22 protein-coding genes are annotated in these 20,745 nt (G+C 40.4%); 1 reads left to right on the plus strand and 21 read right to left on the minus strand.

The genetic code is table 11. From position 1 onward, the window contains the following. The 21 genes from hisF to I588_RS16670 all read right to left on the minus strand — a co-directional run bounded on the left by hisF (position 1) and on the right by I588_RS16670 (position 19,718). Positions 1-759 (minus strand): imidazole glycerol phosphate synthase subunit HisF, encoded by a 759-nt coding sequence (gene hisF / locus I588_RS16570; protein ID WP_010759916.1) that lies wholly within the window; start codon positions 757-759, stop codon positions 1-3. Then, complete coding sequence (gene hisA / locus I588_RS16575) at positions 759-1,478, minus strand: 1-(5-phosphoribosyl)-5-[(5-phosphoribosylamino)methylideneamino]imidazole-4-carboxamide isomerase (RefSeq protein ID WP_010759917.1); 720 nt, start codon at positions 1,476-1,478, stop codon at positions 759-761. Before hisA ends, hisF begins: the two co-directional genes overlap by 1 nt. Continuing rightward, complete coding sequence (hisH, locus tag I588_RS16580) at positions 1,475-2,101, minus strand: imidazole glycerol phosphate synthase subunit HisH (protein ID WP_010759918.1); 627 nt, start codon at positions 2,099-2,101, stop codon at positions 1,475-1,477. Before hisH ends, hisA begins: the two co-directional genes overlap by 4 nt. 14 nt (positions 2,102-2,115) lie before the next feature. After that, a complete protein-coding gene (gene hisB, locus I588_RS16585; protein WP_010759919.1) occupies positions 2,116-2,709 on the minus strand; it encodes an imidazoleglycerol-phosphate dehydratase HisB in 594 nt (197 codons plus the stop codon). Then, positions 2,706-3,764 (minus strand): histidinol-phosphate transaminase, encoded by a 1,059-nt coding sequence (gene hisC, locus I588_RS16590; protein WP_010759920.1) that lies wholly within the window; start codon positions 3,762-3,764, stop codon positions 2,706-2,708. The genes hisB and hisC overlap by 4 nt, the downstream gene beginning before the upstream one ends. Then, positions 3,761-5,044, minus strand: coding sequence for a histidinol dehydrogenase (hisD, locus tag I588_RS16595; RefSeq protein WP_010759921.1), 1,284 nt, complete (start codon positions 5,042-5,044; stop codon positions 3,761-3,763). Before hisD ends, hisC begins: the two co-directional genes overlap by 4 nt. Further along, on the minus strand, positions 5,041-6,597 hold the full coding sequence (hisG, locus tag I588_RS16600; RefSeq protein ID WP_010759922.1) for an ATP phosphoribosyltransferase: 1,557 nt from the start codon (positions 6,595-6,597) through the stop codon (positions 5,041-5,043). Before hisG ends, hisD begins: the two co-directional genes overlap by 4 nt. 227 nt (positions 6,598-6,824) lie before the next feature. Beyond that, on the minus strand, positions 6,825-7,616 hold the full coding sequence (gene recO / locus I588_RS16605) for a DNA repair protein RecO (RefSeq protein ID WP_010759923.1): 792 nt from the start codon (positions 7,614-7,616) through the stop codon (positions 6,825-6,827). 106 nt (positions 7,617-7,722) lie between these two features. Next, positions 7,723-8,622, minus strand: coding sequence for a GTPase Era (gene era, locus I588_RS16610; protein ID WP_034694785.1), 900 nt, complete (start codon positions 8,620-8,622; stop codon positions 7,723-7,725). Positions 8,623-8,718: 96 nt separating this feature from the next. Further along, positions 8,719-9,174, minus strand: a complete 456-nt coding sequence (locus tag I588_RS16615) for a diacylglycerol kinase family protein (protein WP_425387145.1) — start codon at positions 9,172-9,174, stop codon at positions 8,719-8,721. Continuing rightward, on the minus strand, positions 9,152-9,625 hold the full coding sequence (gene ybeY / locus I588_RS16620; protein WP_010759926.1) for an rRNA maturation RNase YbeY: 474 nt from the start codon (positions 9,623-9,625) through the stop codon (positions 9,152-9,154). The genes I588_RS16615 and ybeY overlap by 23 nt, the downstream gene beginning before the upstream one ends. Next, positions 9,625-11,826 carry an HD family phosphohydrolase gene (locus I588_RS16625; protein WP_010759927.1) on the minus strand — a complete coding sequence of 734 codons (2,202 nt, stop codon included), beginning with the start codon at positions 11,824-11,826 and terminating at the stop codon, positions 9,625-9,627. Before I588_RS16625 ends, ybeY begins: the two co-directional genes overlap by 1 nt. Positions 11,827-11,841: 15 nt before the next feature. Then, entirely contained in the window at positions 11,842-12,762 is a 921-nt protein-coding gene (locus tag I588_RS16630) for a PhoH family protein (RefSeq protein ID WP_051130133.1), read from the minus strand. 213 nt (positions 12,763-12,975) lie between these two features. After that, positions 12,976-14,835 carry a BglG family transcription antiterminator gene (locus I588_RS16635; RefSeq protein ID WP_010759929.1) on the minus strand — a complete coding sequence of 620 codons (1,860 nt, stop codon included), beginning with the start codon at positions 14,833-14,835 and terminating at the stop codon, positions 12,976-12,978. Between the two features lie 79 nt (positions 14,836-14,914). Beyond that, positions 14,915-16,270: a PTS sugar transporter subunit IIC gene (locus tag I588_RS16640; RefSeq protein ID WP_010759930.1), complete on the minus strand. Its 1,356-nt coding sequence runs from the start codon at positions 16,268-16,270 to the stop codon at positions 14,915-14,917. A gap of 6 nt (positions 16,271-16,276) precedes the next feature. Continuing rightward, a complete protein-coding gene (locus tag I588_RS16645; RefSeq protein WP_010759931.1) occupies positions 16,277-16,567 on the minus strand; it encodes a PTS sugar transporter subunit IIB in 291 nt (96 codons plus the stop codon). Positions 16,568-16,623: 56 nt separating this feature from the next. Further along, a complete protein-coding gene (locus I588_RS16650) occupies positions 16,624-18,018 on the minus strand; it encodes a glycoside hydrolase family 1 protein (protein ID WP_034694739.1) in 1,395 nt (464 codons plus the stop codon). Continuing rightward, positions 18,018-18,347, minus strand: a complete 330-nt coding sequence (locus I588_RS16655) for a PTS lactose/cellobiose transporter subunit IIA (RefSeq protein WP_010759933.1) — start codon at positions 18,345-18,347, stop codon at positions 18,018-18,020. Before I588_RS16655 ends, I588_RS16650 begins: the two co-directional genes overlap by 1 nt. Before the next feature lie 154 nt (positions 18,348-18,501). Next, on the minus strand, positions 18,502-18,945 hold the full coding sequence (locus I588_RS16660; RefSeq protein WP_010759934.1) for a GatB/YqeY domain-containing protein: 444 nt from the start codon (positions 18,943-18,945) through the stop codon (positions 18,502-18,504). 18 nt (positions 18,946-18,963) lie between these two features. Further along, positions 18,964-19,140 (minus strand): 30S ribosomal protein S21, encoded by a 177-nt coding sequence (gene rpsU, locus I588_RS16665; RefSeq protein WP_002356740.1) that lies wholly within the window; start codon positions 19,138-19,140, stop codon positions 18,964-18,966. 143 nt (positions 19,141-19,283) lie between these two features. Next, the gene (locus I588_RS16670) at positions 19,284-19,718 is read right to left on the minus strand and encodes a Fur family transcriptional regulator (protein WP_010759935.1); all 435 of its coding nucleotides are present in this window, start codon (positions 19,716-19,718) and stop codon (positions 19,284-19,286) included. An 84-nt stretch (positions 19,719-19,802) separates the two neighbouring features. Here I588_RS16670 and I588_RS16675 point away from each other — a divergent pair, with 84 nt between their 5' ends. Next, positions 19,803-20,666: a pyruvate, water dikinase regulatory protein gene (locus I588_RS16675; RefSeq protein ID WP_010759936.1), complete on the plus strand. Its 864-nt coding sequence runs from the start codon at positions 19,803-19,805 to the stop codon at positions 20,664-20,666. Positions 20,667-20,745: the final 79 nt, after the last annotated feature.

A 20,745-nucleotide genomic window follows, 5' to 3' on the forward strand; every position in this document is an offset into this window, starting at 1 on the left:
CTAAACAATCCGCATCGGAATTGCTTTTTCTGCTAATTGACGTTTTAAATCAGGAATTTTTACTTCTCCGTAATGGAAGATCGAAGCCGCTAAGCCGGCTTCAATATTCGGCAGCTGGAACAGGTGATAAAAGTCTTCACTGTTGCCAGCTCCGCCAGAAGCAACGATGGGTAAGGAGCTGATCTCACTAACTGCTCTTAACAAAGGCAAATCAAAGCCCTGCTTCACACCATCAGTATCCATACTGTTAATTACCAATTCACCAGCGCCTAACGCTTCCCCTTTTTTGATCCATTCTAAAGCGTCCAACCCCGTATCTTCGCGGCCGCCTTTAGCGAAAACTCGCCATTGATCGCCTACCCTGCGGATATCAATCGAAAGGACCACACATTGGCTGCCATAACGTTTGGCGCCATCTTCAATCAGCTGGGGATTCCTTAAAGCACCGGAGTTCACACTTACCTTATCGGCGCCACAGTTTAGTACTCGTTCAAAATCGGCCACTTCATTAATGCCGCCGCCCACAGTCAAGGGAATAAAGACTTCGGAAGCAACGGCTTCTAAAATATCAGTGAACAGCTCGCGGTCTTCTGCAGAGGCGGTAATATCATAAAAAACCAACTCATCCGCCCCCTGTTCATTGTAAAAACGGGCCAGAGTAACTGGATCATTGACATCTTTCAGCCCAGCAAAGTTTACGCCCTTAACGACTCGTCCATCTCGGACATCCAAACAAGGAATAATTCGTTTTGCAAGCATCAGCTTTCCTCCTTGCCAGCTGCCAAGACATCCTCTAACTTCAAGCTGCCGTTATACAACGATTTACCGACAATCGCTCCACCAATTTGACTCTCTTTAAGCTGCTGGATATCAGCTAAGCTAGCTACTCCGCCAGAAGCAACAATTTCTAAATCTAGTTTATTTAGCTTTTGGTATAAAGGAATATTGATTCCTTGCCCCGTACCATCTCGCGAAATCTCCGTGAAAATAATTGTTTTGGCTCCCCAGCTTTGCAGCTGCTGACAAAAGTCGAAGGCATCGGTTTCGGTTTTCTCCAACCAGCCTTCCACAGCTACTTTCCCGTCCTTAGCATCAACACCAATAGCGATTTTTTCACCATATTTTGCCAGCATCGCTTGGGTAAATTCAGGATCTTTTTGTGCAATTGTTCCTAAAATAACCCGGTTTACACCAGCATCCAAACAATGTTGAATCGTGGCTTCGTCTCGAATCCCACCGCCAACCTCTACAAACAGGTTGGTTTGCTCAGCAATTTGCTTGGCAATTTCAAAATAATGCAGCTTTCCTGCCTTGGCCCCATCCAAATCCACTAAATGCAGATATTCCGCTCCAGCTTCCTCAAAGGATTGGGCAAAAGCGACTGGATCGTCACCAAAGACTTCCTGCTGATCGTAATCTCCCTGATACAGGCGAACCACCTTTTGATTTAATAAATCGATTGCTGGAAAGATTTTCATTTCCCCACCTCCGCAAATGCTTTAAGAATTTTCAAGCCGACATCGCCGCTTTTTTCTGGATGAAATTGAGTTCCCATGACATTGCCCTTTTGAACAATTCCAGGGACCTTTACGCCATAATCACTCACTGCAATCAGTGACTCTTCGCAATCCGACGCATAGAAGCTGTGCACATAATAAACATAATCTCCCTGCTGGATATCGCGAACCAGCGGACAAGCGGTTTGCAGGATTTCCAATTGATTCCAGCCAATTTGTGGGACCTTCAAGTCAATTGCTTGCTTTTGAAAGGCTTCAGTCATAGAAACAATTTTTCCAGGGATTAAGCCGAGCCCTTGATAGCTGCCAAATTCCTCACTGGTTTCAAATAAAAGCTGCATCCCTAAACAAATCCCTAGGAAAGGTTTGCCGCTAGCTGCTAATTGCTGAATGGGTGCAATTAATTCCAGCTGTGCCAACTTCTCAACAGCATCACCAAACGCACCGACACCTGGCAAAATAATATGATCAGCCGCTTCTAAGATACTTAAATCTCGCGTCACGACACTTTTTTCACCGATATATTCCAATGATCGGGTTAAGCTGAACAAATTGCCGACACCATAATCAATAATCGCTATCATCAGATTCTCCCTTTCTAGATAATCGTTCCTTTAGTTGAAGGAATTTCATCAGGAGCAGCCTGATTGATGGTCACTGCTTCACCTAATGCACGACCAAATCCTTTAAAGCAGGCTTCAACAATGTGATGACTGTTTTTGCCAGCAATTTGATGTAGATGAATGGTTGCTCCTAATTCACGAGCAAAGGCAATGAAAAACTCCTCCACCAATTCAGTATCAAACTGTTGTCCAATTTTTTCTGTGGGAATATCCAGCTCCACCACTGCCATGCCGCGGCCACTGATATCCAAGGCAGTCACCACCAATGCTTCATCCATTGGCAGCATCATACTTCCGTAGCGCTTAATTCCCCGGCGTTCACCTAAAGCTTCAGAAAAGGCTCGACCAATTGCAATCCCCACATCTTCTGTAGTATGGTGTGCATCCACTTCAATATCGCCATCACAAACCAGCTCTAAATCAAAACGACCATGCCGAGTAAACAGCTCCAGCATATGATCTAGAAAACCGACACCTGTTTTAATTTTTTGCTGACCAGTCCCATCAACCGCTAATTGCAGTTGAATTTTCGTCTCTGAGGTATTGCGTGTTACTTCTGCTTTTCTCATTGGTTGACTCCCTCCAAAATTCGATCTACGGCTTCCATTAAGCGTTCCATTTGTTCTTTGGTTCCAATTGATATACGAAGATAGTCCTTGGTTCGTGGCTGGTTAAACCAGCGGACTAAGATTTTTTGCTCTCGCAACGCTTCAAAAAGTGTTTCCCCGGCAAGTTTAGGATGTTTGGCAAACAGGAAATTACAATAACTGTTGGTCATTTCAAATCCGCGCTGTTTTAATTCTTGTATACTCCATTCCCTGACCTGAATGGTTTCTTGAATACATCGATTTACATACGCCTGCTCTGCCAAGACAGCAGCTCCGGCTGCTTGGGTCATCGCATTTATATTGTAGGGATTCACACTGTATTTAATCCGATTTAGGTTTTCAATCAGTTGACTATTGCCAGCAGCGTAGCCCAATCGTGCGCCAGCTAATTGACGTGATTTTGAAAAAGTTCCTACAACCAGCAAATTCTCAAATTGCTCAATATACCCCACCATCGATTCGCCGCCAAAATCAATATATGCTTCATCGACTACCAGCAAACGGTCGGGATGACGTTTTAAGAAAGTACAGATTTCTTCGCAGGAAAGCAGTAAACCAGTTGGTGCATTAGGGTTGGCAATAATTACGGTCCCTTCCAGCTCATCATAAGCTGTTAAATCTAAGGTAAAGTCTTCTTTTAAGGGAACGACATTAGCTTTTGCTTGATACATATCGCAGTAAATTTGATAAAAGCCATAGGTCACATCAGGAAAAGCCATACCTTTTTCAGTAAAGGCCTGAAAAATGAAGGATAAAATTTCATCGCTGCCGTTTCCTAAAATAACTTGCTCTGCTTTGATCCCCAGCTGTCTGGCCAAAGGTTCCACAACAATTCGCGCAGCAGTGTCTGAATAACGATTCAAGCTGTGTGCGGCAGCCTTTACTGCATCCATAACCGAAGGAGCCGGTTCATAAGGACTTTCATTAGTATTCAGCTTAATAAAATCAGTCGCTTTCGGCTGCTCTCCTGGAGTATAAGGAATTAAGTGGTCATATTTCGAATGTAAGAAATTCATTCTTCTTCCCCCCTTAAACGGATAGCCATCGAACGAGCATGTCCATCCAAATGTTCCGTTTTAGCAAATAATTCAACCGATGGTCCTGCCTCTGCCAAAGCTTCCGGTGTATAGTAAAGGTAACTGCTTTTCTTAACATAATCATCCACTGATAACGGTGAGTAAAAACGGGCAGTTCCTTCAGTTGGCAAGGTATGATTCGGACCCGCGAAATAATCTCCTAAAACCTCAGGTGTATAATGCCCCAAAAAGACACTACCGGCATTTTTCACTTTGCCTAATAGTCCAAAAGGCTGATCAACAGCCAGCTCCAAATGCTCTGGTGCTACTTGATTTGCTAAAGCTATTGCCTCGTCTAAGTTTTGGGCCAAAATTAGTTTGCCATTATTATCCAGCGACTGTTGAGCAATTGCTTGTCTAGGCAAATCTGCCAATTGCCGCTGAACAGCTTGATCAACTGCTTGAATCATTGACTCTGAGGTAGTAATCAAAATCGCTTGCGCCAAAGGGTCATGCTCTGCCTGTGCAATTAAATCTGCGGCTAACCATTCAGGCTTGGCACTGTCATCGGCCACAATTAAGACATCGCTTGGCCCAGCAATCATATCGATATCCACCAGTCCGTAAACCATGCGTTTAGCGGTTGCAACATAGATATTGCCCGGTCCGACAATTTTATCTACTGCTGGAATGGTTTCCGTTCCGTAAGCTAGAGCGGCAATTCCTTGTGCTCCACCAACTTGATAAATCTCATCTACACCGGCAATCTGAGCCGCGGCCAAAATAGCTGGTGCCAGTTTTCCCTCTTTGCTAGGCGGCGTAATCATAACAATTCGCTTCACTCCAGCTATTTTTGCTGGCAATACATCCATCAAGACTGTACTAGGATAGGCTGCTGTCCCACCAGGCACATACACCCCAACCGTTTCCAGCGGCAGTACCCGTTGTCCCATGACAACCCCCTGCTCCGAAGTTGAGACAAAACCTTGGCGAACCTGTTTTTCGTGATAAGCCATAATATTCTCTTTAGCTTTTTTCAAAACGGCCAATAATTCACTGGAAATCTCATGGACACTTGCTTCGATATCAACCGCTGCTACTCGCAGATCTGCCAGCTCAACACCATCAATTTCTTTAGTCAGTTCTTTGACCGCTTGATCGCCGCCAGTTTGAACCTTCGCTAAAATTTCAGCTACAGTAGCCGAAACATCCACCGATTCAGACATTTTTCGTGCTAAAATTTCTGCCTGAGTTTGTTTTACTGTTGAGAAGATTTTCAAATTTCCTGCCTCACTTTCTCAATAACCTCTTGAATACGTGCCTGTTTAAAGCGCCAGGTAGCATGATTAATAATCAATCGTGCAGAAGACGGAGCAATATCTTGAATGACCTTTAAATTATTTTCCTTCAAGGTAGTTCCTGTTTCTACGATATCGACAATCACATCCGATAAATCTAATAATGGTGCTAATTCAATCGAACCGTGCAGTTCAATCAATTCAATCGACCGGCCGATGCCATCATAATAATCTCGCGTAATATTGGAGTACTTCGTTGAAACCCTGAGTGGGCGGCTTTCATCCTCGACAAAATCATTGCAGGCCGCAACCGCAATCCGACACTCCCCTAAATGCAAATCTAAAAATTCTATCACATGCGCAGAATTTTCCATTAAAATATCTTTCCCAACCACTCCGATGTCAGCCGCACCATGTTCTACATAGATAGCCACATCACTTGGTTTCACTAGGAAAAAGCGCAATTTATTTTTTTCATCCACGAAAATTAATTTACGATTGTCTTCAAAAACACCTTCACTGGCAATGCCAGCTTTAGTAAATAATTGATAGACTGTGTCGCCCATCCGTCCTTTTGGTAAAGCAATGTTCAGATATTCAGAATCTTTAGGGGCCGTTTTCTCACCAACGTGGTTCAGCTTCATCCCGAATCCAATGGCTCCCTGACTCTTCCCTTGTCGTTTTAACAACAGATCATAGCGTCCGCCATGAAGAATGGTTTCCTTTGATTCCTTAATGAACCCTTGGAAGACTAAACCGCTATAATAATCAGCATCATTCATAATTGAAAAATCCAGTCGCAAGCGAATCAGTGACGACAGCTCAGGATCGTTGGTCAACTTATCATGCAATTCCTTTAACTCATCCAAAGCTGCCTGAGCTTTAGGCAAAGCAGCTAATAATCTGCGGGCTTTTTCGTAAAATTGTTCAAATTTTCCGGAAAGTCGCAGTAGTTTCCCTAAATTCTCGCTATCTTCCTTTGGTAAATTGTATTTTTGCGTCAACTCATCCATGGCATGAGAACTTTTATGCTGTAAAGCCTTTAACACCTGGTCACGTTCCTCTTCTGGAAACTGCTCACAGATCGCATTGATAATTCCCATATGTGAAATATCCAAGGTTCCTTCGCCCACCAAGGCTAAACTCTGCCAAGCTAATCGCAGAACCTCCAGCTCATCTTGCTGACTGATATTGTCAATAATCTCAAGTCCTACCTGACGAATTTTTTGATATTCCCCTTCTTGACGATCCTGTCGATAAACATCCTCGACATAATACACTTTGCGTCGTTCGCCAGAAGGTGTATTTTTAACGATGGAAATAGTTACATCCGGCTTCAAAGCCATCGTTCGTCCATCATTTCCGGTAAAGGTAATAATTGTGCTGTCCTTGAAAAAATTTCGTTGTTGCTGATAGCCTTCAAATTCTTCAAAGCTGTTTAACTGGTATAGATGAAAATGATGCTCTTGATACAACCTTCTTATTTGCAATTCGATTTGTTCTTCTGGGCGTAACACATCCCAAAGTTCCTTCATCTATACCACTCCTTTTCCAAAATGAAATTCTAATAAGTTTACGTTTAAAGTATATTAATCATTTTATCATTAAAGGTCAAGGAAAGCTGGAAAATTTATTAAACAAACTGGATATTTTTTCAAGAAAGAATCTGAAAAAGGATTTTTATGCTCTCTAAAATCTCTTACCCGCTAAAATTTCGCTAAAAAGCAAAAAAAAATCCGCACTGTTCATAAGACAGTACAGATTATTTAAGATCATTATCTGGATCAACCGGCTTCAGCATATTTTGCCATTCCCCCATTTGATCAATAAATCGTTTACTCTTTAAATGCAGTCCAACATATTCTTCATACAGCTGATCAATCGTTTTACGAATAGCCTGCTTCGTTTCAGTCTTCAAGTTTACGCTGCTGATTTTATCATAAGAAATTGTCGAAAACATCCGGATGAAATAAATCGACCGTGGATCTGCATGATAGCGATGCTCATCCATATGCCAATGATCCTGACACAAAATCCCGCTATATTTCGAAGAAAAATCAAAGGCCCCGGTAGTCTTCCCACAAATACTGCAGGCCCGCCAGTTTAAAGCTACCCCAAAGCGCTGCATTATTTGCAATTCAAAGATGTTCAGGATTGTTTCTCCATCATAGCCCTGATCCATCAATTCCAGCGCCTGCTTAGTAAAGCTGTACAAAGCTGGATCATACACATGATCATCAATCGCCGCATCCACCAAACCTAAAATATAGGAACCATAAGCATTGAGAAAAATGTCCTCCTGCAATTTGCGTAAAGGATGAACCTCCTTGGCACTATTTAAAAAAGATAGACCGTCCTCCTTTAAATTGCCAATATAGACTGCTTCAGTAAAAGGCATAATTGCAGGCCGCAACGGATTATTTGGCCGATGAATCCCTTTAGCAAAGAACATGACTTTGCCAGCTGATTCTGTAAAAATTTTAATCAGCTTATCCTTTTCTTTATAGTCACGACTAAAAAGGATCAACCCTTTCGTTTCACTGACCTGTGCCATCACGTCACCTCCGCTCTTTTCTTCTATTATAAAGGGACTTTCACGTTTCCCCTACAAAATGAATCCATCTAAAAAGAGGCAAAGCTCAGCTTCACCCCTACTTAGCTTAATAATCGTCATTACGATAGCCGTAATCCTGTAAATAAGTTTTTTTGTCGCGCCAATCCTTTTGCACCTTCACCCACAGCTCTAAAAATACTTTATCTCCCAGCAAGCGCTCAATATCTTTACGTGCCTGAGTGCCTACATTTTTCAGCATTTTGCCACCCTTGCCAATAATAATTCCTTTTTGACTGGTACGTTCTACAATGATTGTCGCTTGGATATGAACCTTCTGATTCTCGTCTCTTTTCATGGAATCAGTTACGACTGCTACGGAGTGAGGAACTTCATCGCGAGTCAGCTGCAACACTTTTTCCCGGATTAATTCCGAAACAATAAAATATTCTGGATGATCTGTCACTTGATCCTCTGGAAAATATTGCGGTCCTTCAGGCATCTGATCCACTAAGGTTTCCATCATATGCTCTACATTATTCCCTTCAGTCGCTGAAATAGGAATCACTTCTTTAAATTCCATCACTTGGCGATAATCGTCAATAATTGCCAGTAGTTCATCTGGATGAATTTTATCGATCTTATTGATAATTAAATAAACTGGAACATTCTGATTTTTCAAACGCTCCAAAATGAAATTGTCTCCCGGTCCACGTTTTTGATCAGCACTAATCATAAACATGATGGCATCAACTTCTCGTAACGCACTGTAAGCAGCTTCCACCATATAGTCCCCTAAACGATGCTTTGGCTTATGAATTCCTGGAGTATCAATGAAAACCAACTGAGCTTCATCTGTTGTATAAACCCCTTGAATTTTGTTACGAGTTGTTTGAGCCTTGTCACTCATAATGGCAATTTTTTGCCCAACAATCCGGTTCAATAAAGTTGATTTTCCTACATTTGGACGACCAACAATTGCGACAAATCCTGATTTGTGTTCTGTCATAGTTTTATTCCTTTCTTGAAAAAGGCTGGGCGAACATACCAGCTTTTGAAAGCCTGTTCGTCCAGCCACTCTTTACTCCCTGTCTGTTTCCATTGGTTAAAATAATGCGATGATTTTTGGCAAAAAGATAATCAGACCAACAATCACTGCAAAAATTGAGGTCATTAATACCGCCCCAGCAGCCATGTCTTTTACTTTTTTTCCAATTGGATGGAAATGACAGTCGGTACACATGTCCACTACATTTTCAAATACTGTGTTGATAATTTCGACAATCCAAACTAAGAAAACTGCTAAGAAAATCCAAAGCCATTCTAAACGGTTTAGTCTTAAGACAACACCTGCCAACATTGCCAAGCCACCAAGAAAAACATGTTTGCGCATATTACGCTCTTCCTCAAAAACGGTTTGAATTCCCTTGACCGCAAACTCTAGAGAAGTAATAAAATGCTTGTTTTTCTCGATATTTCTGTCTCTTTTTTCCTTATCACTTTCAACAACTTTGTCTGTCTTTTCTACTTTTTCTGTTTTATCTTTTGAGTCCATAGGCATCCAAAATCTCTTTCTGTAGTCCGAACATTTCTTTTTCGTCTTCCGGTGTCATATGGTCATAGCCATTGATATGCAAAAAACCATGAACAGCCAAAAAGCCCAATTCCCGATCGAAACTATGTCCGTACTCTTCTGCCTGTTCTGCCGCACGTTCTGTAGAAATCATAATATCTCCTAGATTTCTCGGCATCGCCATTTCTTCGTCAAAAATAATCGGTACTTCATCTTCACCATCTTCTTCCATGGCAAAGCTGATAACGTCTGTTGGTGCATCCTTATCACGATAATCACGATTGATAACCTGAATCGCCGCATTATCCATAAAAGTAACGGACATTTCAGTATCTTCCGGCAGCTTTAAATAGTCCGCTGCAAATTGTAGCAGGTCTTCGATTTCGGTGATTTTATCTTGAGAAACCTCACCAGTTTCATCAATAAACGTAATATCCACTACCGTTCGCCTCTTTCTTGCTCTTCTTTCATTTTCTCCGCTTCTGATTTCATCTTCGGATATTTGATCCGTGAATGGAAAGTCGAACTCAAACTGCTGACTAACGATTTTTCGACAATTCGGATTTCCTTCAAGGTCAAACCAGATTCATCTAATTGACCATCAGAAATACGTTCTTCGATCAAATCATGAACAAAGCTACTGATTTTTTCAATTGATGGATGATCCATCGCTCGTACTGCTGCTTCACAGCTGTCTGCAATACTAACTACCCCAGCTTCACGGGTTTGAGGTTTTGGACCAGGGTAACGGAACTCTGCTTCAGTGATTTCTGGATTGCGTTCTTTAGCTTTCACATAGAAGAATTTCATTAAAGTCGTTCCATGGTGCTGATAACAAATATCGATCACCATTTGCGGCATTTTATATTCCTCTAAAATTTTGGCTCCTTCAATCACATGACCAAAAATAATTTGCTTGCTGTCTTCCGGCAGCAAGAAGTTGTGCGGGTTCTCCGCTCCTGGCGGCAAATTCTCCACAAAGAAATTTGCATGACGAATTTTACCAATATCGTGGTAGTAACAAGCCACTCGCGTTAACAGTGACCGTCCGCCAATTTCCGCAACCGCATTAGCACTCAGATTTGCTACCATCATGGAATGATGGTATGTCCCTGGGGCTTCCTCCAAAAGCTGCTTCAGCAATGGATGGTTAGGATTACTTAGTTCATTTAACGTAATCACTCCATTGTCGGTTACTAATAATTCAATATACGGCTGCAAGCCGGTCCCTAACAAGAAAGAAAGTAACGAACCAGCTACGGCACAAATTAACGTTCCCCAAGTTGCACTATTAGTAAATGATAAGCCTTGGTAAATATTTAAAATGATCGCCCATATAATTGGGAAGATAACAATCCAAAGCAAGGCTTGTTTAGCTTGATCAGACACTCGTTTTTGCTTCACCATCACTGCCAATACACCTGAGAACAAATAAGTCATTAAAATAATTGTCAACATGTTGGTTCCAATGGAATCATAATAGACAAATAAAGCAAAAATAGTTTGAAAGACTGCGGCTAGACTACCCGCTCTACGATTTACAAACACCGTTAACAGCAACGGTACAAAGGCCGCTGGGAAAAACAGTGCTAGGTTGTTACTGCTAGTGCTTTGGAAAATCTGCAGAAACTTCATAACCAGCACACTAAAAATCATTGAAGCTGAATAGAACAAAATGAATCGAATGCGTTGAAATTCCACTTCGAATTGCCGACTGTAAAACCATAGGACAAATCCTTGTAAAATAGTCGATAAAATCATCGCAATTAACGGGAAAGTTGACCCGCCAGAACTGGTTAGACCTAACAATTTCAACTTATTAAAGGCGCTGGCGTCAATTTGACTGCCCTCACGCACAATGATTTCCCCTTGATAAATCATAACTGGCTGAACAGAGCTTTTCGCCTGTTCCCGCAAGTCTTCTGTTCGTTTCTCGTTAAGAATATCATTGACCACAATACCACTTTCCAGCAAGTACTGAATCACCTGATTTTGATTATCTGTTAAGCCTAAATTAGAAACTTGATCAATCGCCTGTTGTCGATAGATTTCTAGATCACTTTCTCGAATTCGTTTGCTCATCTGCTCATCATTCAGTTTCAGCGTCGAGGTTTTCACCTGCTCCAGCTGTTGACTATTTAGCTGAACAACCAGCCGAAAAAAATTCTCCGGCAGCTTTTGGTAAAAGCTGACAGTATCTTGATTAATGTTTTCAAAGTTCTTTTTTACTGCGGCGACACGTTCCTCCACAGTCGGTTGAGGAACTGTTTCACCTTCTTTAGCTTGGGAAACTTTGGTTTGATTAGCTTTATCAATATCACTATTGGTTTTCAGAACCAAATCAATCAATTGACTGATGCGATCGTGCTGAGTTTCAGCCAATTCCGGCTGGAACGTGTACTCCGGAGTAACAGCCTCTGCTGCCAACTGACGTTTCTGATCCGTTTCAGCACTATTCTCAATAGTCTTGTTGGCACGAATACTTTCAGAAGCAACTTGTCCCTCCCGATAGTCCACTCGTTTTTGACGCACGCTGGTAAACATCGTAACAATCAAAAGAAATGCAAAAAAGACCAAGATTAACGGAATGAAACGTGAGCCGAGTTTTTTTCGCAAATTATTGATTGGTTGATTCAACATGTTGTTTCCTCCAATCTACTCATTTGAATGGCGTAGATTTTCTTTCTCGTAAGCTTCGATAATTTCAGCTACTACTGGGTGACGAACTACATCAGCAGATTCAAAGTTCACAAAGCGAATCCGTTTGATTGCGCGCAGCGTTCTTTCAGCATGCATCAAACCGCTCATTTGTCCCTTTGGCAAATCAATCTGACTCGTGTCGCCATTAACCACCATTTTAGAATTAAATCCCAGCCGAGTCAAAAACATTTTCATTTGGGCAATCGTGGTATTTTGCGCCTCATCTAAAATGACGAAAGCATCGTCTAGAGTACGTCCTCGCATGTAGGCCAGCGGAGCAATTTCAATGACACCACGATCTAATAAACGATTCGTGTGCTCAACCCCAAAGATTTGATGAAGTGCGTCATACATTGGCCGCAAATAAGGATCAACCTTCTCCTTCAAATCACCTGGTAAAAAGCCTAAGCTTTCTCCTGCTTCTACTGCTGGGCGAGTCAAAATAATCCGCTGTACTTCACCCTTTTTCAGTGCAGCAATCGCCATGACAATCGCCAAATAGGTCTTACCCGTACCGGCAGGACCGATTCCAAATACTACGTCTGATTTACGGATAGCTGAGATATAGCGGCTTTGACCAATATTTTTAGGTCGAATGGGTTTTCCATTGCGATCCTTTAACAATTCTTCTTCATACATCATCACGAACTCATCTAAATGATTATCTTTAGCTAAACGAAGAGCAGTCATCACATCAGGTGTCGCAACTTTTATACCACGATCAATCAACATCTGCAATGCGCGTATGACATCAGCTACCAGTTTAGTTTCTTCTTTTTCACCAATGATTTGAATAGTTTCGCCACGTGTATTAATTGTTGTTTCTGTATTATCTTCTAAAAACTTGATATGTTTGTCATGGGAACCTAACAACATACTAATATCATCTTTGGCGTTAAGTTTTATTTCCAACGACTCAAAATCGTTTTTTGTCAAAAATACTTCATCCCCTCATTTAATCATTCACCCTATCATACCACACTCTAAATAAAAGAAAAATTGCCAGCGATTGCACCTTAAGAAAGACCTAAAAAGACAGCAATCTTCGAAGTACCCGAGATTGGGTCCCTTCCAAAATCACTGTCTTTTTCATTTTTCCTGACAAATTGCCAAAAACTTTTCAAAACTAGTTTGTTTTGCTAGTCGTTTGACTCGTGCAGGTTCGTTTAAAATCATTACCAGTTCTTCAAACAGTTGCTCAAAGGAATTATCCCGTTCCCCTTTTAGTGCCAGCAGCAAAACAAGTTTGACTTTTTTCCCCTGCCATTGAATCGGCTTTTCAAAGGAACAAATTGCTACAGCATTTTTCTTAGCTTCACGTTTAATCGCATGGGGGATCGCGTAGTAATTACCAAAGGCCGTACTGGACAAAGACTCCCGTTCCAATACTTTCTCTACATAGTCTGCTTCACAATACTCTTTCTCGAACAACTGTTGGCAAAGAAAACGGATAGCCTCTTCAGGTGTTTTTTGTGCTTCATGTGGAAAGAACAGCTCCTCCTTCAAAAAGCGAGTTAGAACTGATGGTACTTGGCTGTCCTCTACAAAAATTTGCGTAATTTCATTTAAATCCTGCTCAGTTAGAAAAGAATGATAATGATAAATCGGAACAGTTGTTTCTAATTGCAGTGCTTCCGTAGTCAAAATCAAATCCTTGTTCTTGATTAATTCATCATTTATATCGAAAACTGATTTTGCTACCGATAGCTCTATTTCGAAATCCTTGATTCGATCAAGATACGCGCGGACAATCCGCTGATTCCCCACCCCATAAGGCGAGACTAGCAAAACCTGTTTCTTCATTTTCCGGCGAATATTTTCTAGTGCCGAAAGAAAATGCAAAGACAAATAGGCAATTTCGTCCTCTGGAAATTGAATATGCAATGTCCGCTGTAAAAATGCAGAAGCATAGACACTAACATTATAAACGAAAGGAAACTTGCTTTTAATCTCTTCTAACAAAGGGTTAGTCAAGTATTGATGACTAATCGCACGTTTATATAAGGCTGAAACATGGGTTAGTAGATAATCAACAATCTTTTCGTCCTGAGTAAAATCCAAATAAAAAATCCCCATGATACTATCCAGTAATTCTTCAATCACATCTTTTAGCTGCAGTTCTTCTAAGCTCTCATTTGAAACAATCACACCGGAATATAATCGATAAATGTATGGCAACTCCTCTTCTGGAATGCCCACCTGAAAATTTTCTTCCAGTAAAGCTGCCAGCTTAAGTGTAAGCAGTCGACTCTCCTGATCTTTCATTACAGGCTTAACGGTATTCAAAAAGCTCGCTTTGCTCACCCGCTCCAGCAATACAGCGACATGCAATATAAAAGAAATCGTCGAAAAGTCATTAATGAAAAAATTTTCCTGCTGATGAAACCGAATAACCAATTGCGATAGTTTAGCTAAATCTATTTGTCCAAAATAATTCGAATACTTTTCTAAGCTCAGTTTGTTTGCTTCAATTTCTTGATTCAAAAACAAAGTAAACACTCGCCGCTTATCAGCTTCTTCACCAGCAATAAATAGTTGATTGTTTTTTCGTTGAATAATCAATGATTGATCCTGTCGAGAAATCAAATCATTTAACTCTTTAATAATCCGATTAAGCGCTGATTCGCTTATAAAGAAATCATCGGCCAATTCGTAAAAATCGCAGCTGTCTTGATCAATAATTTGACCCAGCAATTCAAAATGAAGGTTCGATTGATCTATTGTTTTTTCTCTATCCAAAGACGAAAGAGTTTCCGGATTAAGATAAAATCCCGCACCCGCCTTCGACAAAATTACAGCTTGTTCTGTTTGTCCATTTAGTTGTTGAATATCATTACGAATTGTTTTAGTAGATACCCCTAGCTCTTTAGATAGCACCTGAGCAGTAAGAGGAAGATTACTAAAGGACAATTTCTCAATAATCTGCTCTTGACGTTGAGAAATTTGCATATTTTCCATCCTCCTGAAGGCATTTTAGCTTTTAGATTATATCATAATAAGAGCATAGGATTACCTATGCTCCAAAATATTAGGCAGTTGTCGTATCGTTTGAAACCTCTACAGGTGTTTTTTGCTCAGCTTCTGCATTTTCTGCCTCAGATTCTTTTTCCAACGCAACCAAGTTTTTCTCATAGACCTTGAAGAATGGATAGTACAGCACCCCATCCAAGGCAATTAGCACCGCAACTAATACAATGGCACGCCAATCCATAGTCGAAAGAAAGGCTCCAATCGGGGCAGGCATCTGCCAAGAGAACACTGCGAATGTCTTACCAACAATCCCCCATGACATACATAAATAGGTGACAATTCCGTTAAATACAGATGTGAAGATAAAGGGTACAAAGAAAATTGGGTTTAACATCAAGGGTGTTCCGAAGATCATCGGTTCTGAAATTCCGAAAATGGAAGGCAGAAATCCGACTTTCCCTACGGTGCTTAACTGCTTCGATTTAGAACGCATCATCAAAAACGCTAGTGCCAATACCGAACCAGATCCGCCTATAATAACGAAGTAAGTCCAAAATGGTGTAGTAAAAATATTGCTTAAATCAGTACCCGCCATTTTTTCTGCGGCATTAATCGACAAATTTCCATCACGGATCGGACCCAAAATGCCCGCCAGTGCCGCATCATGAATTCCGAAGAACCAGAATAAGTGAATCAAGAAGATACTTAAAATAGTAAACGGCAAACTGTCAGCCGCTTGGAAGCTTGGCGCCATAATATTGTATAAGAATTGCACAGCAGTTGTATCAAAAGCATGGAAAATAATAAAGATGATTGAAAAGAATGTCATCAAAATTAATCCAGGCACCAAAGCTGCAAAAGTTTCTGACAATGAGGCCGGCACACTGTCAGGCATAGATATCCGTCCAATATTTTTCTTACGCATCCAATGATAGCCTTCCACCGTAACAATAGAAACAAAGAGTGCCAACAAAATACCCCGACCATCTAAAAAACTGATTTCGACTTCTTTACCATCCCAGCCCAATTTCAAAGGAGTCAGTACCAACATCAAAAATCCTGCTACTGCAAACATTAACGGTCGCAAAACATCTTCCTTATAATGACGACATAAGAAATAGGTTACACCGATACAGATGAATAATGACATGGCACTTAAAGTAATTCCACTTATCCAGTTTAAAATCATACTGTTTTGTTCTGCAAAGCTCGCCCAAGCCAGTAAAAAACCATTTGTCGTATTTTCAGTCACCGGTGCAGCATTTAAAATGATTGGAATTGAACCGAACAAAGTAATTGGCAGCATCGACATAAAGGCATCACGAGTTGCTTTTAAGTGCCGCTGCTGACTTAATTTGTTCGCAAGCGGCGAGATGTATTGATCCATTTTCTCACTTAATGTATTAAATCCCATGACCTTTTATCCCCCGATCAATTTTTTGATATCTTCGTAAACACCTTTACCATCCATAATGCCATATTTCATTGGCGAAATTGCCTCGACTGGCACGTCCACTGCCTCAGAAATTTGTGGTTTTAAGAAACGAATTTGTGGTCCAATTAGAACCAAATCTACTCCGTCCAAGTAATCTTGGTATTCTGACTCACTGTAGGCCTTTACTTCCAGCGTATTACCGGAGGCTGCTTCAATTTTTTTGGCTAACATTCCTGTTGACATCCCTGCATTACAAACTAGCATCACTTTTTTCATTATTCATCGTTCCTCTCAATGAAGTACTTTTCTATGTTTTGAAAATACAACTGCTTTTATTCAAACGCTCTTCTTTGGATTTTTTCTCCATGACTTTCAATAATATCCTTAAACCAGTAATAAGAAGCTTTCGGTTTACGTTCCTGTCCCTTCTCAAAATCAACAGCAACTAATCCATAACGTTTTTCGACACCGTTTTTCCAAGAGTATAAATCAAAGGATGCCCAAGCATAATAGCCACGAATATCCACACCACGATCCATCGCATTCATGATGGCATTAATATGATCATTCATAAATGAAATACGGTAATCGTCATTCACTTGATCAACTGTCACATCTTCACGAACACCCACACCATTTTCAGTCACGTAAATTGGTAAATGATACCGATCCCAAGCTTCAAGTAAGCCATCTTGTAAGCCTTTAGGATAGATTTCTGTATCCCAAGCAGTAAATTCACTGTTCGGATCCTTGACTTGTTCAAACCAGCCTTTGATTACTACTTTACTTTGTCCTTTTTTTCCAGAATGATTGAACACTAACTGTGTTTCACCTTCAGTATACGGTTTCACTAAAGTACGAGCATAATAGTTTAGGCCGATAAAATCAACCGTATTTTCTTTGATAACTTGCAATTCTTCTGCCTGCATAAAGCTTACGTCATAGTCCTGTGCTAGCTTGGCTACTAAGTCAATTGGGAATTTGCCTAAAGCTGCAGTATCTAAAATCCAGTTGTTGCAATAGTTATCAGCATAGCGCATCGCAATCTTGGTTTCGATTGTATCGTCTACGCCATTAACAGGTGTATAACTATGAACGATGCCGATTTGTCCCTGATAACCACCTTCACGGAAAGCGCGGACTCCCAAAGCACTTGCCAGCATTACATGATACGCACCAATCATTGTTTTCTGCACATCTTGTAAACCCGGTGGATAGTTACCGATAAAATAGCCGTTAGCAATAAACCATTTCGGCTCATTGAAGGTTGTCCAATAGCGAACCTTATCTCCAAAATGTTCAAAGCAAACCTTTGCTAAATGCTCAAACGCATAAGCTACATCCCGATTCAACCATCCGCCTTCTGCTTCCCAATACTGTGGTAAATCCCAATGATAAATCGTTACAAAGGGTTCAATGCCGTGTTTGTGACAAGCATCCAGTAAACGATGATAAAACTCTATCCCCTTTAAATTAATTTCACCCGCTTTATTTTTGATGATTCGCGGCCAAGACAGTGAAAAACGATAAGAGGTTTGTCCTCCTTCTTTCATCATGCGAATATCTTCTTCAAAGCGATGATAATGGTCGCTGGCAACATCCCCATTTTCCATACCATTTTCATGTAGGTAATGATCCCACATAGATTCTGCCTTATCATCTACATCCCAAGCACCTTCACATTGATAAGAAGCGGTTGCTCCACCCCAGAAAAAGTTTTTATCCATTAAATAGTCTCCTTCCATTTATACAATTCTCCAAACTCAGCAATCATATCTACTGCAATATCAGTTGAGGTTAAGTGCCCCTCTGCATGTACTAATAATAGATCCACATCTTGCATTCGCTCCTCTGAAGAAAGCTTCCTCAGCATTTCTGCATGAGCACGATGGGCAAGCTTCATCTCACTTTTCGCTGTCATATATTTTTCATCAAATGTTTTGAAGTCTCCTTGCTTTACAGCGAGCAGGGCTTCATAGGCATCACTTTTTGCGTTACCTGCATGTAAGATGATGGCCATCGATTCCATCTCAGTTCCGATTCTAACTTCTTCCATTAAAAAGTTCCTCCTCCTTCTCTCTGGTTTAACTATAAAACGTTTTCAAGTTGGTTTAAATTTTTTATTTTCCACTTTAAAGTGGAAATTACGAGACGCACTATTTACACAACAAAAAAACCACCGAGAAATTTCTTCTCGATGGTAAGAATTCTTATTGTAACAGCTCTTTCACAATGGCATTTACCTGATTACCATCGGCCTTACCTTTGACCTTAGGCATCACAGCACCCATTACTTTACCAAATTCTTTTGGTGAAGCTGCTCCAGTTTTGGCAATTGCATCACTTACTATGCTGCGGATTTCATCTTCTGAAAGCTGCGCTGGCAAGTATTTTTCCACAATTACAATTTCTTTTTTTACTTTGTCCGCTAAATCAGTACGATCGGCCTTTTCGAATTCAGTTAATGAATCACGACGTTGTTTCATCTCACGAGACAATACAGTCAATTCTTCATCTTCTGATAATTCCTGTCCGGTATTGATTTGTTCATTTTGAACAGCGGCTTTCAGCATTCGGATCACCTGCAAAGACTCCTTGTCCTTGCTGCGCATCGCCTGCTTCATGTCTTCGTTTAGCCGAGTAAGCAGTGACATCATATCACTCCATTCACACTAGAATTTTTTGCGTTTTCTAGCTGCTTCTGATTTTTTCTTACGTTTCACACTTGGCTTTTCATAAAATTCACGTTTACGAGATTCTTGTAGAGTCCCCGCTTTTGAAACGGAACGTTTGAAGCGACGAAGAGCATCGTCAAGAGATTCATTTTTACGAACCACTGTTTTTGACATATAAATTCCCTCCCTCCGAGCTTAAAAAGTAACCGTTTTTGTTATTGAAATATACTCTCAAAAAACAAGACCGTCCATAGGTTATTATATCGAATGGATAAATACGAGTCAAGGTACTGAGGAGTTTTATTTTTCCCGATTATTTAAGCAATCGTTTTACAATCCGAACAACGCCCATATAACTCAAAACGATGGCCTTCAATTTGACAATCATCTAATTGTTCCTTAAAGAAATCCATGGGACACATATGGATCTCTTTCGTTTTGCCGCAGACAGTACAAATAAAATGATGATGATGCCCAAAATCTTCACTGCAGCTGAAGCGGAACTTCATCTCACCTTGATAATCAGTCTCTTCTATAATTCCAATTTCACAAAATTCTCTTAAGTTTCTATAAACAGTATCGTAACTAAGTCCTGGAAAAAGATTATTCAAATGTTCATAGATTTCTTTGGCAGCTACATAACGATTCTTTTTGATTAAATAATCCAGCAAAGTTTCACGCTTTTTTGTGTATTTAAAGCCATTTTCTTTTACTTTTACCAATGCTTTTTCTAACAAGGTCGGTTGAGTCATGACGATTCCTCCTAATTAAATCGTAATGATTATGAATAAACAATATGGTATAATAAATTATCTTAAAATACAAGGGAGAATTTTATGGAGAAGGAAAATCAAACTGATCTTGTAACGATCTTTATCATTTCCGATTCGGCAGGTGAAACAGCTTCTAAATTGGCACAAGCTTCTATGGCCCAATACCCAACTGTAGAATTTTGCTTATTCCGTCGAACCTTTATTAGCTCATCAGAATTACTGTTGAAAGCATTAAAGGATGCAAAAAACGAAAATGCACTAATCATTCATACATTGATCGATCCAAAGCTATCACGAATTGCCGAAGAATTTTGTGAACAGGCCGGCTTGTTCCATATGGACCTGCTGAATCCGGTTGTTAATGAAATTGAACGCCGGGCACATATTGAACCTAGCTACGAACCTGGAGCATTACATCACCTAAATGACAATTACTTCAAACGAATCAAAGCATTAGAATTTGCTGTAAAATACGATGATGGGAAAGATCCGAAAGGCTTCCTTGATGCTGACATCGTTTTATTAGGGGTATCACGGACCTCAAAAACACCTTTAAGCTTGTTTTTAGCTAACAAAAACTTAAAGGTTGCTAATCTACCATTAATTCCACAAGCCCATATTCCTAAGCAGCTGTTCCAGATTGATCCTAAGAAAATTGTCGGCTTGACCAATGATCCAGAGGTATTAATCAATATTCGGAAAGAACGGATGCGTGCTTACGGACTTAACCCTGAAACGGCTTATTCAGATCGTGACAAAATTCAAGCTGAATTAGAATTTGCCAATGATTTGTATCAAAAGCTAGGTTGCTATGTGGTAAATGTAGCCAATTATTCGATCGAAGAAACTGCTGCAAAAATTATGACTGCCTTGGACCTAGAAGACCACAGCTACTATTTCATGGAAGACTCTGATGATGACGAATAACCCTAAAAAACATTAAAAATATCCGAATGATAGTGAAATCGCCCATTGTTACAGGAGCGAAATCACTAGAATTCGGATA

It is taken from the genome of Enterococcus pallens ATCC BAA-351 (assembly GCF_000407485.1).
In the GTDB taxonomy this organism is placed as follows: domain Bacteria; phylum Bacillota; class Bacilli; order Lactobacillales; family Enterococcaceae; genus Enterococcus_A; species Enterococcus_A pallens.